Origin of the sequence: Nocardia sp. NPDC058518, assembly GCF_042719655.1 — a bacterium.
Taxonomy (GTDB): Bacteria; Actinomycetota; Actinomycetes; order Mycobacteriales; family Mycobacteriaceae; genus Nocardia.
Genome location: NZ_JBHXNJ010000006.1, coordinates 124401 through 140249, shown reverse-complemented (window position 1 = coordinate 140249; position 15849 = coordinate 124401). Strand labels below are relative to the sequence as shown.

14 protein-coding genes are annotated in these 15849 nt (G+C 68.2%); 3 read left to right on the top strand and 11 right to left on the bottom strand.

Translation table 11 applies throughout. The annotated features are described in order from the left end of the window. Positions 1 to 43 precede the first annotated feature (43 nt). Positions 44 to 1471, top strand: a complete 1428-nt coding sequence (locus ACFWPX_RS13330; protein WP_378927625.1) for an amidase — start codon at positions 44 to 46, stop codon at positions 1469 to 1471. Positions 1472 to 1492: 21 nt separating this feature from the next. On the opposite strand, the gene ACFWPX_RS13325 is transcribed toward ACFWPX_RS13330, so the two are convergent. The 9 genes from ACFWPX_RS13325 to hrcA form a co-directional block, all read right to left on the bottom strand. Beyond that, positions 1493 to 4339 (bottom strand): ABC transporter substrate-binding protein, encoded by a 2847-nt coding sequence (locus tag ACFWPX_RS13325; RefSeq protein WP_378927624.1) that lies wholly within the window; start codon positions 4337 to 4339, stop codon positions 1493 to 1495. Positions 4340 to 4423: 84 nt separating this feature from the next. Continuing rightward, a complete protein-coding gene (gene era, locus ACFWPX_RS13320; RefSeq protein ID WP_378918846.1) occupies positions 4424 to 5335 on the bottom strand; it encodes a GTPase Era in 912 nt (303 codons plus the stop codon). Next, positions 5328 to 5663 (bottom strand): cytidine deaminase, encoded by a 336-nt coding sequence (locus ACFWPX_RS13315; protein ID WP_378918844.1) that lies wholly within the window; start codon positions 5661 to 5663, stop codon positions 5328 to 5330. The genes era and ACFWPX_RS13315 overlap by 8 nt, the downstream gene beginning before the upstream one ends. Further along, positions 5656 to 7014 carry a hemolysin family protein gene (locus ACFWPX_RS13310; protein WP_378918842.1) on the bottom strand — a complete coding sequence of 453 codons (1359 nt, stop codon included), beginning with the start codon at positions 7012 to 7014 and terminating at the stop codon, positions 5656 to 5658. Before ACFWPX_RS13310 ends, ACFWPX_RS13315 begins: the two co-directional genes overlap by 8 nt. After that, positions 7011 to 7559 (bottom strand): rRNA maturation RNase YbeY, encoded by a 549-nt coding sequence (ybeY, locus tag ACFWPX_RS13305; protein WP_364410399.1) that lies wholly within the window; start codon positions 7557 to 7559, stop codon positions 7011 to 7013. The genes ACFWPX_RS13310 and ybeY overlap by 4 nt, the downstream gene beginning before the upstream one ends. 63 nt (positions 7560 to 7622) lie before the next feature. Beyond that, complete coding sequence (locus ACFWPX_RS13300) at positions 7623 to 8687, bottom strand: PhoH family protein (protein ID WP_378918930.1); 1065 nt, start codon at positions 8685 to 8687, stop codon at positions 7623 to 7625. A gap of 200 nt (positions 8688 to 8887) precedes the next feature. Continuing rightward, on the bottom strand, positions 8888 to 9628 hold the full coding sequence (locus ACFWPX_RS13295; protein WP_378927623.1) for a 16S rRNA (uracil(1498)-N(3))-methyltransferase: 741 nt from the start codon (positions 9626 to 9628) through the stop codon (positions 8888 to 8890). Positions 9629 to 9632: 4 nt separating this feature from the next. Further along, complete coding sequence (dnaJ, locus tag ACFWPX_RS13290; RefSeq protein ID WP_378918838.1) at positions 9633 to 10787, bottom strand: molecular chaperone DnaJ; 1155 nt, start codon at positions 10785 to 10787, stop codon at positions 9633 to 9635. A gap of 130 nt (positions 10788 to 10917) precedes the next feature. Further along, positions 10918 to 11952 carry a heat-inducible transcriptional repressor HrcA gene (hrcA, locus tag ACFWPX_RS13285; protein WP_101463915.1) on the bottom strand — a complete coding sequence of 345 codons (1035 nt, stop codon included), beginning with the start codon at positions 11950 to 11952 and terminating at the stop codon, positions 10918 to 10920. Positions 11953 to 12304: 352 nt separating this feature from the next. On the opposite strand from hrcA, the gene ACFWPX_RS13280 reads away from it, so the two are divergent. Both ACFWPX_RS13280 and ACFWPX_RS13275 read left to right on the top strand, forming a co-directional pair. After that, on the top strand, positions 12305 to 12718 hold the full coding sequence (locus tag ACFWPX_RS13280; RefSeq protein ID WP_378927622.1) for a hypothetical protein: 414 nt from the start codon (positions 12305 to 12307) through the stop codon (positions 12716 to 12718). Continuing rightward, positions 12715 to 14100: a hypothetical protein gene (locus ACFWPX_RS13275; protein ID WP_378927621.1), complete on the top strand. Its 1386-nt coding sequence runs from the start codon at positions 12715 to 12717 to the stop codon at positions 14098 to 14100. The genes ACFWPX_RS13280 and ACFWPX_RS13275 overlap by 4 nt, the downstream gene beginning before the upstream one ends. A gap of 66 nt (positions 14101 to 14166) precedes the next feature. Here the strand turns inward: ACFWPX_RS13275 and ACFWPX_RS13270 are convergent, their stop codons facing one another. Continuing rightward, a complete protein-coding gene (locus ACFWPX_RS13270) occupies positions 14167 to 14409 on the bottom strand; it encodes a hypothetical protein (RefSeq protein ID WP_378918832.1) in 243 nt (80 codons plus the stop codon). Positions 14410 to 14643: 234 nt separating this feature from the next. Next, a complete protein-coding gene (hemW, locus tag ACFWPX_RS13265) occupies positions 14644 to 15831 on the bottom strand; it encodes a radical SAM family heme chaperone HemW (protein WP_378927819.1) in 1188 nt (395 codons plus the stop codon). Positions 15832 to 15849: the final 18 nt, after the last annotated feature.

Below are 15849 nucleotides of genomic sequence, written 5' to 3'. Positions count from 1 at the left end.
ACGCGTTACGGTCGAGCCACGTACCAGCAGAGACGGAGCTCACATGTCCGCGCCCGACCACATCGCGCCGAATTCCTCGGCCGACCTCGGCCTCACCGACCTGTCCGCGGCCATTGCCGACGGCAGCGTCTCCTCGGTTGCCGCCGTCGCCGACGCGCTAGACCGGGTCGAGGCATCGCAGCCGACGCTCAACGCGTTCCGGGTCGTGCGTCGCGAGGCCGCGCTGCGGGAGGCGGCCGAGGCGGACGCGCGATGGGCGGCGGGGGTGCGGCTGCCGCTGCTCGGCGTGCCGATCGCGGTCAAGGACGACACCGATATCAGCGGTGAGATCACCGCGTTCGGGTGCGGTGGGGAGTTCGCGCCGAAGACCGCGGACGCGGAATCCGTGCGCCGGTTGCGCGAGGCTGGTGCGGTGATCGTCGGCAAGGCCAATACCTGCGAGCTCGGACAGTTGCCGTTCACCAGTGGTGACGCGTTCGGATACACCCGCAACCCGTGGGATCGCGCGCGCACGCCGGGTGGGTCATCGGGTGGGTCGGCGGCGGCGGTCGCGGCCGGATTGGTCCCTGCCGCACTGGGTTCCGACGGTGCGGGGTCGGTGCGCATCCCGGCGTCGTGGACGAATCTGATCGGGATCAAGCCGCAGCGTGGGCGCATCTCCACCTGGCCGCTGGCGGAGGCGTTCAACGGACTCACCGTCAACGGCCCGCTCGCGCGCACCGTGCGTGATGCGGCGCTACTGCTCGACATCGCCGCCGGGCCGCACGACGGCGACCGGCACAAGCCCGCGCCGATCGATGCGAGCGCGGCCGTGGGGCGCGATCCCGGCAAGCTCAGAATCGCTGTCTCCCTGAGCATTCCGTATACCGCGACCAAGACCGCGCTCGATCCGCAGATCGCGGCGGCGGTGCACGCGCTGGCCGCCACTCTGCGCACGCTCGGCCATACCGTCACCGTGACGAACTTGCACTACGGGCTGATGATCGGTGCGTCCTTCCTGCCGCGCTCGCTGGCGGGGATCAGCCGGGTGCACCGGAATATGCCCGGGGTCGTCGTCGACCCGCGGACCACCGCCAATGCGCGCATCGGCCGAGTGCTCAGCGGGCCCGCACTCGCCGCGGCGCGGCTCGCGGAACCGCTGCTGCACAAGCGAATCGGTTCATTCTTCGACGACTACGACCTCGTGTTGTCGCCGACCACCGCGACCCCTCCCCCACAGGTGGAAGAGATCGACGGCATCGGCGTCGGCGCGACCAACAATCTGATCACCGCCGCGTGCCCGTACACCTGGCCGTGGAACGTTCTCGGCTGGCCGAGCGTGAACGTGCCAGCGGGCTTCACCGAATCCGGGCTGCCGATCGGCGCGCAACTGATGGGCACCGCCGACAGTGAACCGCTGCTGATCTCTCTCGCGGCCCAGCTGGAATCGGAACTGCACTGGGACCGGCACCGGCCCGAGCGGTGGTGGTGATTCACCAGGTGCGCACGAGCGCTACCTGGCCGGCTCGACCCACCCTTCGAGATCGCTCTTCGTGCCCGACGGACAGCCGTCCTGACCGGTCTGCCGGGGAAACATCATCAGGCAGCGCTGCGGGCCCGATCCGCCGACCGCGGTGGTGACCAGGACCGCGATCGACGAGCCATCGGCGACCCGACTGGTCGAGAAGCCGAGCGTGCCGGTGACGCCGCGATAGTCGGACTCGCGCAGCTGGACCGCTATGGCGGTCCGGTTCGGCGGGAGGTCGGCGAGGACGCCACGGCTGTTGCGCACAGCCTGGAGGAACAGGCCGCTCACGTCGAACGCCAGACCGGTGCGGTCGCCTGCCCAGGTGGGCCGGTAATCGGTGAGGTCGGGGTAGCCACGAAGTTCTTCGATCAACCCGGCCAGTTCGGTGCACAGCTGCTCGTGTTCGAACGGCACCGGCTGGTCGCCCAGTTTGCCTATGCCCCTGACACAATCGGCGCCGCCGAGCATGACCGGCGAAGCCTTGGACACGTAGCGCACGGTGAGGTTGGCGGGCAGTGCCGCGGTGGCTTTCGGATCGGTGATCAGCCTGGTCACCGCGTCATTGCCGAGGATCGCCGGGCCCGCGCCGCTGATGCAGCCGCGACTCACCGATTTGGCGAAGGTCGGGAAGTCGTCGTTGCGGCCCGCGAAGAACAGCAGGGTGCGGCGGTCGAATCCGGCGGTCTCACACGGCGCGGGGAAGCGGTAGAGCTGCTGCTGTTCACGCCAGCTCATACTCTGCTGCGCCACCCCCCGTTTGGTGAGTTCGGCCTGCACATCCTCGACCAGCGTGGTCACGTACAGGTCACCGGCCGCCTCGGGGTGATAGATCGCCACCTTGTCGTAGCGGGGTGCGCCGTTGCGATCACGGGCACCCTGCACGTAGTCGGCGACGAGGCGAGCCTGCACTCTATTGCTCGGTGCCGCCTGGAAATACAGCGGAGATGCCTGTTCGAGACCATCGGCGGACAGTGTCGTGGCTACCGCGGGCACGCCGAGTTCGCCGAGACGGGCGATAGCCCTGCGGGTTTCGTCGTTGCTGCGATCGATCCCGACGACGCCGAGCACGCTGGGGTCATCGGCCACGAGCTCGCGCAGCGAATTGTCGACTACCCAACCGGCGTGGCGCATATCGGAACCGCCATTGGCGATGATGATGCGCAGCAAGGGTTCCGATTCGTCGGAGGCCAGCAAGGCGCGACGCTGCTGCACCGCCAGGCCGGCGAGTTCCTCGACCTGAGCGTGCGGGTAGCGAACGTTGGTGTCGACGTAGCTGAGGCCGGCGAAATACACCAGCGAGACCAAGGGCCGGTTCGGGTTGCTCGCGCGCGCATCGGCCGCGGCGACATTGAGCCGGAACACTTCTCGCTGCATCGCCGACAACTCGGGATCATCGGCGAAGGTCTGGCGGGGATTGTCGCTGTAGCCGACACATTCACCGTCACGCAGACTCACCGAGACTCCGCCGGTCCACGGCCAGTGCGAACATTCGGCACCACGCAACGGCGGGAAGTAGACCAGGGTCGCGGCCACGGCGAGCACGATCGGGATCAGCACACACAGACCCACGAACCAGCTGCGCGCGGCGAGCGGCGGCGCGGGCGGCAGTGCGAGACCACGGAATCGGGCATCGCTGACGCGCGGTGCGGTGTCGGGAGGCAGGATCGCGCGCAAAGGCAGGAACCACGCGTCGGCCTGGCGATGAGTGCGCCGGTTGTCGATCTCGCGCACCCACTCCTGCAGCGGATCGGGCGGCTGTGGGGTCGGGGCGTCGGCGAGACTTTCCAGGGTGCGCAGCGGCCGCAGATCGCTGATGTGCGAGAGCTCGCCGACCTCGCGGCTGGGCCCTTCGTCACGCAGCGCCACGACCACCAGCGGATCGAAAAGGCCGGTCTCGTTACGAATTTCGTTGATCCAGGTGAGGATGCGCGCACCGTCGCTGCCCTCGGCCAGACCACCGAGCAACGCCACCGGATACGCGGTGCGCCGCCAGCTCGACGGGCGCCAGATCCGGCGCCGGTAGGCGTCGCGCAGGTCCTCGAGAAACGCGTGCACGAGGAGCTTGGCGACCTGCTCCTCGTTCTCGTCGACCCGGTGCGACGCCGTGAGCCGGGACGCGAAACCCAGGAAACTGCCCGACAATTCGGGTGCCAGGTAGCGCTGGTGCAGGAACCACCGCGTCACCTTCGACATACCGGGAATGCGCCCGGACACCCACAGCCACAACCGCAGCACCGGCCACAGGGCCAGTACACCGAAGACCACGCGCGAAAGCGTGTCGCCCGCAACGCCTTCGGCGGTATCGGAACGGCTGGTCGGCGAGCCGCTGCGTAGTAGTTTGGGCAGCCTGCGGCGCAGTTCGTCGGGCGCCTCGGATTCGTCGGAGGTCACCCGCTGGCGGGTCAGCCAGTCGGCGGTGCGGTAGCGCGGGAACTTGATCGCGCCCATCGCGGTGTCGTCGGCGGCGAAACCGGCAACCAGCTGCTGGACAATCGGGAGGCAGTGGCCGGGGATCTCCTGATCATTGGCGTGCGGGCCCGCGTCGATCGCGTTGAGGTCAGGGGTGAGCTGAGTGCGCGGCAGGTCGGGCGCGTGCAGGTCGATCTTGACGCGCGGCGTCGCCCGCCTGCCACCGGATTCACTGAGCCAACTGTAGATTTCGGCGATCAGCGCCGTATGCCCGGCGACGCCGACCACTTCGACGATCGGGCGTGGCAGCGCGCGCCGCCCGTGTACCAGTGCGCGCAGCACCCGCGGGCGGGCGTCGGGAATCTCGAGCGCCCGCAGCAGCTCCAGCAGCTTGCCGACATCATTGGCATCGGGCACTTCCACGGCCTCCCCGGACGATCAGCGAAGCACGCCGAACGAACCGGCGTGTTCGCCGAACGATACCCCGAACCGCCGACACTCAAACGGTCAAAAGCCCAGCTTCCCCAGCTGTTTCGGGTCGCGCTGCCAATCCTTGGCGACCTTCACGTGCAGGTTCAGGTAGATGCGGGTACCGAGAATGTGCTCGATCTGCTTGCGGGCATTGGTGCCGACCTCTTTGAGGCGGGCGCCGTTCTTGCCGATGATGATCGCCTTCTGGCTGGGCCGCTCGACATACAGCAGGGCATGCACTTCGAGCATGTCCTCGTTCGCCGCGTAGGGCTCGATGTCCTCGATGACCACGGCCAGCGAGTGCGGCAGTTCATCGCGCACACCCTCGAGCGCGGCCTCGCGGATCAGCTCGGCCATGAGGGTTTCCTCCGGCTCGTCGGTGATCTCGCCGTCGGGGTAGAACGCCGGCCCCTCTGGCATCTGCGAGGCGATCACGTCGACGAGCACCTCGACCTGTTCACCCTTCACGGCCGACACCGGGACGACCTCGGACTCGGGACCGAGCAGCTTCACCAGCGCCATCAGCTGGTGGGCGATCTCGTCGCGGCCCACCTTGTCGATCTTGGTGACCACGCCGAGGATCTTGGTCTTGGGCGCCATCATCTTGATCTGCTCGACGATCCAGCGGTCACCGGGACCGATCTTCTCGTCGGCCGGGATGCACAGCGCGATCAGGTCGACCTCGGAATAGGTGTCGCGGACCAGGTCGTTGAGTCGCTGGCCGAGCAGGGTGCGAGGGCGGTGCAGGCCGGGGGTGTCGACCAGGATCAGCTGGGCGTCCTCGCGGTGCACGATGCCGCGGATGGTGTGGCGGGTGGTCTGCGGGCGCGAGGAGGTGATCGCGATCTTGGTGCCGACCAGTGCGTTGGTCAGCGTCGACTTGCCGGTGTTGGGCCTGCCGACGAAACAGACGAAGCCGGAATGGAATTCCTTGCCGGAATCAGCCACCGTGCACCTCGCTCAGCACGGCGCCGGTGCGGTCGGTGCGGACGACCGTGGCCGACGGGGAGACCTCGCGCACCGCGTCGATGCCCGCGTCGCCCGCGTCACCGCCGACGACGACCGCCGCCTCGAAACCCTCCGCGCCGCTCGAGATCGCGGCGGCAACGGCGGCCTGCAGTGCGGTCAGGCGCAGCGCGGTCAGCGCCACCTCGCCCGCGGCGTAGGTGCGGCCGTCGGTGTCGCGCACCGCAGCACCGCTCGCGCCGCCGGTGCGGCCCAGCGCGCCACGCGCCAGTACCAGCAGTTTGTTGTCCTCGGCGTCCAGTTCACTCATGGTTTTCTCCGTTGTCGTCGGGCACGCGCACCTGGTCGGTGTCGGCGGTTGCCTCGTCGTTGTTGCCCTTGCGGGGCTTGTCGGTCTTCTTCTCTTTATCGGCGGCCCGGCGCACCAGCACGGTGTTGACCCGCATGCGCCCGCGCGCGTCGGCGCCGCCCTCGCCGCGCAGCACCAGCCCGTAGACGGTCACCTTGGAGCCGGGCAGCGGCACGCGGCCCAGCTCGTGCGCGAGCAGCCCACCGACCGTGTCGACGTCGTCGTCCTCGATGTCGAGGCCGTACAGCTCCCCCAGGTCCTCCACCGACAGCCGCGACGAGACGCGGTAGCGGCCGTCGCCGAGGTCTTCCACGGGCGGGGTTTCGTCGGTGTCGTATTCGTCGGCGATCTCACCGACGATCTCCTCGAGCACATCCTCGATGGTCACCAGTCCCGCGATGCCGCCGTACTCGTCGACCAGCAGCGCCATGTGATTGCGGCGGCGCTGCATCTCGTCGAGCAGTTCGTCGAGCGGCTTGGAATCGGGAACGAAGACCGCGGGCCGCATGACATCGCGCACCGATACCTTGCGGGCGCGATCGGCATAGGGCACAAGGTCTTTCAGGTAGACCACGCCGCGTACGTCGTCGACGTTCTCGCCGATCACCGGGATTCGGGAATGGCCGGAGCGCACGGCCAGTGACATCGCCTGGGCGGCGGTCTTGTCGTCCTCGATCCACACCATCTCGGTGCGCGGCACCATCACCGCGCGGGCCGGGGTGTCGCCGAGTTCGAAGACCGACTGGATCATCCGGCGTTCGTCGTCGGCCACCACGCCGCGCTCGCGGGCCATGTCGACCACCTCGCGCAGCTCGATCTCGGAAGCGAAGGGGCCGTTGCGAAATCCCTTACCGGGGGTGATCGCGTTGCCGAGCAGAATCAGCAGCCGGCTGACCGGGCTGAGCACCGCGCCGATGATCTGCAGCGGCACGGCGGCGGCCAGCGCGATCGAGTAGGCGTGCTGGCGGCCGAGGGTACGCGGGCCGACGCCGATCACGACGTAGGAAACGACGACCATCAGCGTCGCGGTGACCAGCAGCGCCGTGCTCTCGTTCCACAGGTCCAAGGTCGCTGCGGCCAGCAGGACGGTAGCGGTGATCTCGCACAGAATGCGCAGCAGGACAGCGAGATTCACATAACGCGGGCGGTCGTCGACGATCTTGCGCAGTCGCACGGCGCCGGGGCGCTCCTCGCGGACCATGTCGTCGAGCCTGGCCCGTGACACCGTGTTCAGTGCCGAGTCCACACCCGCGAACATCCCGCCGATGCCGATCAATCCGATCGCCAGCGGGATCAGGGTCAGTGCTGTCACGCGGGGCCTTCACCGGGTGCGGTGAAACCTGCCTTGCCGAGTAGTCGGTCGTCACGCTCGGCCAGCTCGGCGCGGCGCTGTTCCTCGCGCAGGCTCACGTACCACTCCTCGAGCAGCTGTGCCTGCAGCGCGAACATCTCCTTCTCCTCCTCCGGCTCGGCATGGTCGTAGCCGAGCAGGTGGAGCACGCCGTGCACGGTGAGCAGGGCCAGCTCGTGGTCGAGCGAATGGTCGGCCTTCTGCGCCTGACCCATCGCGAACTCCGGACACAGCACGATGTCACCGAGCATTGACGGGCCGGGCTCCGGGCTGTCGGGGCGACCGCCGGGCTCCAGCTCGTCCATCGGGAACGACATCACGTCGGTGGGGCCGGGCAGGTCCATCCAGCGCACGTGCAGGTCGGCCATCGTGTCGAGATCGACGAGCACCATCGACAGTTCGGCGGCCGGATGTACGTCCATCCGGCCGATCACGAAACGTGCGACGCTGACCAGGTCTTCTTCGGGAACGTCCATGCCCGATTCGTTGGCGATCTCGATGCTCACCTGTTCAGGGTACGGTGCCGACCCGACGCCGCCGGGAGCGGCATCGGGCCAGCGTGGCGCCGGTTAGCGCCGGTCGGTGCGACCGGCGGCCCTGCGCTGGGCTCGATTGCCCGGGTAGTGCGGACCCGGCACGGCGCGGGTGTCGGATTCGAAGCGGTCGTAGGCGTCGACGATGTCGGAGACCAGCCGGTGGCGGACCACGTCGGCGCTGGTGAGCTCCGAGAAGTGGATGTCGTCGATATCGGTGAGGATCTCCGCGGCCGCCCGCAGACCCGAGCGCTGCCCGTTGGGCAGGTCGACCTGCGAGATGTCACCGGTCACCACCATCCGCGAGCCGAAGCCGAGGCGGGTGAGGAACATCTTCATCTGCTCGGCCGTGGTGTTCTGCGCCTCGTCGAGAATGATGAACGAATCGTTGAGGCTGCGACCACGCATGTACGCCAGCGGCGCGACCTCGATGACACCGGACGCCATCAGCTTGGGAATGGCCTCAGGGTCCATCATGTCGTGCAGGGCGTCGTAGAGCGGGCGCAGGTACGGGTCGATCTTGTCGTTGAGCGTGCCGGGCAGGAAGCCGAGCCGCTCACCCGCCTCGACCGCGGGCCTGGTCAGGATGATGCGGGTGACCTGCTTGGACTGCAGGGCCTGCACCGCCTTGGCCATGGCCAGATAGGTCTTGCCGGTGCCCGCGGGGCCGATGCCGAACACGATGGTGTTGTCATCGATCGCGTCGACATAGCGCTTCTGGTTCAGCGTCTTGGGGCGGATGATTTTGCCGCGCCGCGACAGGATGTCCAGGCTCAGCACCTCGGCGGGCGATTCGTGCACGCCCTCGTCGGTGAGCATCGAGATGGTGTGGCGGACCGCCTCGGGGGTGATCACCCGGTTGCGGCCGGTCAGCGCCACGAGCTGCTCGATGACCCGCTCGGCCAGCGCCACATCGCCCGCTTTACCGGTGATGGTGACGGTGTTGCCGCGGACATGGATGTCGGCAGGAAGCAGTTTCTCCAGCTGACGCAGGTTCTGGTCTGCCGAGCCGAGGAAACCGAAAACCGACTCCGGGGCGAGCTCGATGCTGGAACGCACGGTTCGCGCCGCGGGACCAGCATTGTTTCCGCCTGTGCCGATGTCTGATACGGGGTTGGTGGGGTTGCCGATCTCGCCTGAGTTCTTCAAAAGTGGCTACAGCCTGCTTCCGGTTTCGACCTGGTGTTCGATGAGATCAGTTTACCGCCGAGCACTGACACCGCACAGTGGTTAAAAATGTGCCCGTGGTATGCGGTTCGCGACACCATGGGAATACCCGATCCCGGGCGGTCCACTCCTGCTCACCAGCGTGCGGTCAACGCCCCCAGCGCACCGAGCGCGACCGCGGCCGCGGTGGAGGTGCGCAGGACGGTCGGGCCGAGGAGGACGATGTCGGCTCCGGCCTCCGCCAGTGCGGCCAGCTCGGCGTCGTCGAGGCCGCCCTCGGGGCCGACGATCAGCACCACTTCGCTCGCCTCGTCCAGCGGCAGTTCGGTGAATTTGCCCGCGCCGGATTCGTGCAGGGCCGCGACGATCGCGCCGTCCGCCTTGGCTTTTCGCACCAGCTCCACCAGGTCGCGGGTGCGGTGCAGTCCGGCGATCTCAGGGATGTACGCACGACGGGATTGACGCGCTGCGGACTTGGCTGCCGCACGCCACTTCTCGATGCCCTTGGCGGCCTTGGCTTCCCAGTTCGCGACGCAGCGCGCGGCCTGCCACGGCACGATCAGGTCCGCGCCCGCCTCGGTCATCAGCTCGACGGCCAGCTCGGAGCGGTCCGACTTGGGTAGCGCCTGCACCACGGTCACCGCCGGGGTGGGCGGCGCGGCGACACGACGGTCACAGACCGCTAACTCGAGCCGATCCTTCTGGGCCGCAACGACTTCCGAGTCCGCCAGTATCCCGTGTCCATCGGACAGCGTGATCGGCTCACCGACCTTGATCCGGCGCACGGTCGCGGCATGGCGACCCTCCGGACCGTCGAGCACCGCGACGGCACCCGGCTCCGGCACCTCATCGAGATAGAAGACCGTCGCGGCCACGGGCTCAGCGTCCGCTGAACGACGCGCGCAGCCGGGCGAACAAGCCGCTGTTGTGCTCGGACTGGGTCGACATCACCTCGGCGCGATCCTTGTCCCGCATGCCCTTGAACTTGCGCAGCAGATCGGTCTGCTTGCCGTCGAGCTTGCTCGGCACGACGATGTCGAGGTGGGCGAGCAGGTCGCCACGCGCACCCGAGCGCAGGCGCGGCATGCCGTGCGCACGCAGCTGGATCACCTCGCCGGGCTGGGTGCCCGCCGCGATGGAGAGCTCGGTGGGGCCGTCGAGGATGGTGTCGACGACCACGGTGGTGCCGAGGATCGCGTCCACCATCGGCACCCGGACGGTGCAGTGCAGGTCGTCGCCGTCGCGAACGAAGGTGTCGTGGGGCTGCTCGACGACCTCGACGTAGAGGTCACCGGCATGGCCGCCACCGGGGCCGACCTCGCCCTGAGCGGCCAGGCGAACCCGCATACCGCTGGCGACACCGGCCGGGATGGGCGCGGCGATCTCGCGACGGGCGCGCACTCGGCCGTCGCCACCGCACTTGTTGCAGGGGTCGGGGATGGTCTCGCCCGCGCCACGGCAGGTGGGGCAGGGACGCGAGGTGAGCACCTGGCCGAGGAACGAGCGCTGCACCGACTGCACCTCGCCCGCACCGTCGCAGGTCTCGCAGCGGATGGGCTTGGAGTTGCCGTTGGTGCCCGAGCCCACGCAGACATCGCACAGGATCGCGGTGTCGACGGTCAGGTGCTTGGTGACACCGACCGCGCATTCGGCCAGGCTCAGCCGGGTGCGGATCAGCGAGTCGGCGCCGGGCTGCACGCGGCCACGCGGCTTGCGCTGGCCACCGCCCTGGCCGCTCATCCCGCCGAAGAAGGCCTCGAAGACGTCGCCGAGACCGCCGAAGCCCGCGCCGTTGAATCCTGCTCCGCCGCCGCCGTTTTCGAGCGGGTCACCACCGAGGTCGACGATCCGGCGCTTCTCGGGGTCGGTCAGCACCTCGTAGGCGGTGGAGACTTCCTTGAAGCGGGCCTGCGCGCCCTCGTCCGGGTTCACATCGGGGTGCAGTTCGCGGGCCAGTTTGCGGTAGGCGCGCTTGAGCTCCTGGTCGGTGGCGTTCTTGCCGACGCCGAGCAGTCCGTAGTAATCCCGTGCCACGTGAGTTCTCTAGTCCTTGGTCGCTGTGGGCCGGCCGAGCGCCGGGCGCATCCCTTAGTCGAATCCACTCAACTTTACCGGCCGAAGTCTCGACCTTAACAGTCCGGTTGTTGTGGTTCCCGAGCTGGCTTCACCTTTCGGCGAGCACCTCACCGATATAGCGGGCGACGGTCGCCACCGACGCCATGGTGCCCGGGTAGTCCATGCGCGTGGGGCCGAGCACGCCCATCCCGCCCAGTACGGCACCGGCCGCGCCGTAGCCGGTGGAGACCACCGAGGTGCCGCGCATCTGCTCGACCTGGGTCTCCTCGCCGATCTGCACCATCACCTGGCCCGGTTGCTGCGCGGCGGCGAGCAGTTTGAGCACGATGACCTGTTCCTCCAGGGCTTCCAGCACGGTGCGCAGGGAGCCGGGGAAGCCGAAATCGGCGACATTGCGGGTGAGATTGGCCGTGCCGCCGAGGACCAGGCGTTCCTCGGGATGTTCGACCAGCGTCTCCACCAGGACGGTGGAGACCCGGACCAGCACGTCGCGGATCTTGGCCGGTGCGCGTTCGGGCACCCCGGCCACCGAGGCGCTGGCCACCGAGAGCAGTTTGCCGTCCATGGCCCCACCGAGCAGGCCGCGCACGGCGGCGAGGTCCTCGTCGGAGATCACCGCGCCCAGGTCGACGATGCGCTGGTCGACGCGGCCGGTGTCGGTGATCACCACCAGCAGCAGGCGGGCGGGGTTCAGCGCGACGACCTCGATATGGCGCACGATCGACGCCGAGACGGTGGGGTACTGCACGACGGCGACCTGGCGGGTGAGCTGGGCCAGCAGGCGCACGCCACGACGCAGGACGTCGTCGAGATCGACACCGGATTCGAGGAATTCCATGATGGCCCGGCGTTCGGCGCCCGAGAGCGGTTTCACCTCGGCGATCCGGTCGACGAACTCGCGGTAGCCCTTGTCGGTGGGGATGCGGCCCGAGCTCGTGTGCGGCTGGGTGATGTAGCCCTCGGCCTCGAGCACCGCCATGTCGTTGCGGATGGTGGCGCTGGAAACGCCGAGGTTGTGCCGTTCCACGAGGGACTTGGAGCCGATCGGTTCCTTGGTGGCGACGTAATCCGCGACGATCGCTCGCAGGACCTCGAAACGTCGATCTTCGGTGCTCGACGCCATCGACCCCACCTTCCTCGCTCGTGCTGTACGTCATGCCTACCGTGCTGCGTTCGCACAGGGTCGCACGCGGACGCTCGCAGCGTCTCGTTGTCCAGTCTAATTGTCTTGTTCCCGATCGCCGGATCGCACGGCTGTCCGGCATCGAACTGTCATCCGGCGATATTCCGCCGTGGGGGCGGTGTTCGCCCTGTTGACGCGGTCGAGCACCGCGGAGAGTTATCCACAGGCCCGAGTTGTCCACAGTTGGGGTTTCGGGGGTTGTGGGGCTCGGGTAGCCGACGTAGGTTCGGGACTGAATCAGGGGATCTACCAGCATTTCTCAGCTATCGACAAGTTGTGCGGGGAGGCAACAGTGGTGCGTCCGGGTGGGGTCGGCGAGGCGTGGCATATCGGGTCGAGCGCGGTCGCGGTGCGGCCGGCGGAGTTCGCCCGGATCGATGATGCGTGTGAAGAATTTCTGCGGGCGATCGCGCAGATTCGGGCACTTGCCGTGGAAGTCGGCGATCAGGTGCATTGGGGATTGGGCGAGGGGGAAACGCGGTTGATATCCGCTGCCACATTGGTAGCGCGATTGCGTGGCGTTGCGGCGGCGAAGGAGAACAGCATCACTGCCGTAATGGAAGGGCATTCCCGGATCGTGGGCGATATTCGCCAGTCGTTGCGGAACGTGCGCGATCTGATGATGGTTGCCGACGAAGAGTGGGCCGATCGGCTTCGGTCAGTGGAAACGTCTGTAGGGCAACATATTTCCGTGGAGTCAGTGTGACTCGCCCCGAGCCGGGCGGCATTCTCGGCGGCGGGGAGAACACGCATTCTTGGCGACACCGGGAGATAGTCGCTGCGTTCGAGTCGCTCGAGGTCGCCGATGCGTTCGCCCAAGCGGATCGGTTCGAGCAGATCGCGCGGTGGTGGGATGACGGTCTGCGCGCTTTCCGGCACGCGATGAACGGGACGCTCCCGTTGGCTTGGTCGGGCGTGGGCGCCGCGGCGGCCGGTTCCGCGGTCGACCGCTACGTCGCGCAAGCCCACGAGCTGACTGTGTCGCTGGAGGAATTGCCGCGGGTGGTCCGGGCGGCGGCCGAGGCGATCGTGGCAACCAAGTACGCGGTCGGGTCGCCGGTTGTCGAGGAAACCGGGGCTTCGGCGTTGGCGGTGAGTGGAGCGGTCCACGCCACGGGCTCGGCATCGACGCACGGTGCGGCTTCGGTCGCGGAGGAGAATGCGCGAGCCGCGATGCGGCAGCGATATGTGTTGCCATTCGCCGAGCTGGTAGCCCGTATTCCATTGCTGTCCATGCCGCTTCGGCCGTTCGACTCCGGCGAGTCGGGCGATCGACAGTCGCTGATCGGCGCCGCGGGGCAATCGCCGGGCGGGAGACGTGCACAGTCGCCGGTCGAGAATTCGGCAGACACGGAGAACGCGTCCGCCACGACATGGGAGAGCTCGGCCCCGCACCAGGCGTTCGGGGATTCAGTGGGACGTGGTGGTCGCGGAACGGGCGTTCCCGCCGACGGTTCGGACGGGATCGACAGCCGGGCGGCGGAGTCCGATGACGGAGCGGCGCATTCGGGCAGCGCAACGACGGTGGCCTCGGCATCGACGGTCGTCGCCGGTGTGACACCGCCGAGCGGTACCGCGGCGTTGACGACATCTGGCGGCCCAGGGTTGCTCACAGCGCCTACGGGGACTTCCCCGGCGGCCATCGACCCCGCGGTCGTTTCGACGGTCCGCGGTCCATCAGCTGACCCAGTGGCAGGGCGTAGGAGGCCGACCGTCACCGCGAGCGGGGCGCTTGACCGAACCTCAGGTGGCGCTGCGCGGTACCGGCCGCCCGGTCAGCACGACGTGCCGAGGCCGGGCACCGGGCACAGCATTCCAGGATCGACAGGCCCGGTCATCGGCGTCAACCCGCCATCGGGGCATACCCCAGCCAGGTCGGGTGATCGGTTCTTCCATTGCGGCGGAGCACCGCCGACAACGCCGGCACCGGACGCGGATGCAATGCGCGACCTGCCGGAGTACTTGATCACACTGGCGAACACCGCGGAACTGCTCGGCGAGCCACGACCGGCGGTAGCAGGTGGAGTGATCGGGGGTGGCGATGACATCGTGCCCGGCGAGCAGCGCTCACCGGCGACTCAGGACTGACGGCGATGTCAGCGAGTCGACCGGACTCTTCAGCATGGGCTGCCCAGGCGGGCGGCCCATGCCGAATCAGACTCGGGCAGCTGCGCCGCAGCGAGCGGCCGAGTCGGGAGCGCCGACCTCTTTGCCCGCGAGGGCATCCAGGCCGAGCATCGCCAGCAACGCGCCGCAGTCGTCGGCGTCGTTGGAGTGCGACGCGACCGTCCTCGCGGCGACCGCGCACTGACGCGCGTTCTCCGCCTTCTCAGCGGAGCGCGCTTCAGCGAATTCGCTCTGCTCGTGGACGAGGGTGATGTGCCGTTCGGTGGACATATAACTCCCTAGGATCGAGTTGAAGCCTACGCCCCTAATCGTTATCTTCCACCCCGAACCCACCGAACATACCCTTAGAGCACCCCACTGTTCCGGGCCTCTCACCAGATGTGCATTGGCTTGATACACCACGATGACCGGGCAATCTTTGGGTTCGATCCCAAGCCCGAGAAATCTCGAAATTCAGATCACGATGACATCACCGCCCGCGCGATTCCCCGGCGGGCGAAGTGATCAGTCGAGAAGGTCGCGGACGATGCCGTCGGCGAGGAGACGGCCGCGGTCGGTGAGGACCAGGTTGTCGCCGGTGATGTGGGCGAGGCCGTCGGCGAGGATCCGGTCGAGGGCGGGGGCCGCGGACGGCGCCAGGTCCGCGAGGGGCAGGCCGGTGCGGAGACGGACCGTGAGCATGAGGTGTTCGGTGTAGCGCTCGTCGTCGGTGAGGGCTTCCCAGCCCGCGGCGGGGAGTCCGCCGAGGGCCACCCGGTCGGCGTAGCGGGCGGGGTGTTTGACGTTCCACCAGCGAACACCGCCGACGTGGCTGTGCGCACCGGGACCCGCGCCGAGCCAGTCACCACCATCCCAGTAGCCGAGGTTGTGCCGGCAGCGGGCGGAATCGCTTGCGGCCCAATTGGAGACCTCGTACCACGTCAGACCGGCGTCGGCGAGGCGTGCATCGATGCGTTCGTAGCGGGCGGCGAGGACATCGTCGTCGGGTGCGGGCAGTTCACCACGGCGGACCTTGCGTGCCAGCGCGGTTCCGTCCTCGACGATCAGGGAGTAGGCGGACACATGATCGACACCGGCGGCCAGCACCGCGTCCAGACTCAGGTCGAGATCGGCATCGGTCTCGCCAGGGGTGCCATAGATCAGATCGAGGTTCACGTGGTCGAACCCGGCCGCGCGGGCTTCCTTAGCCGCGGCGACCGCGCGACCCGGGGTGTGCGTACGGTCGAGCACCTTCAACACGTGCTGCGCGGCGGACTGCATGCCGAGCGAGATCCGGGTGTAGCCGGCCGCGCGAAGCCGCTCGAAGAACTCGGGCGAGGTGGATTCCGGGTTGGATTCGGTGGTCACCTCGGCATCGGCGGCCAGGGTGAAGTTCGCCCGCACGGCATCGAGCACCGAGGCCAGCCCGTCACCACCGAGCAGCGACGGTGTCCCGCCGCCGACGAAGATCGTCGACACCTCGGGGGTCGCGCTCGGCAGTGCACCGAACTCGGCCGCGGCGGTCGCGAGCTCTCCGCGCAACGCCTCCAGCCACGACTGAGGCGACGCCGAGGTACCCAGCTCCCCCGCCGTATAGGTGTTGAAGTCGCAGTACCCGCACCGGGTGGCACAGAACGGCACGTGCACGTACACCCCGAACGCGCCGCCCCCGAAATCGCGCAGCACCGGGCGATCGGCATCGGCCGGTGTCACGCCGGGAGCCCCGGGAGC

Bases quoted from the DNA above. Each gene is read 5' to 3' on its own strand.
- ACFWPX_RS13270 (WP_378918832.1), bottom strand. From the start codon at position 14,409: ATGTCCACCGAACGGCACATCACCCTCGTCCACGAGCAGAGCGAATTC.
- ACFWPX_RS13315 (WP_378918844.1), bottom strand. From the start codon at position 5,663: ATGAGTGAACTGGACGCCGAGGACAACAAACTGCTGGTACTGGCGCGT.
- ACFWPX_RS13330 (WP_378927625.1), top strand. From the start codon at position 44: ATGTCCGCGCCCGACCACATCGCGCCGAATTCCTCGGCCGACCTCGGC.
- hrcA (WP_101463915.1), bottom strand. From the start codon at position 11,952: ATGGCGTCGAGCACCGAAGATCGACGTTTCGAGGTCCTGCGAGCGATC.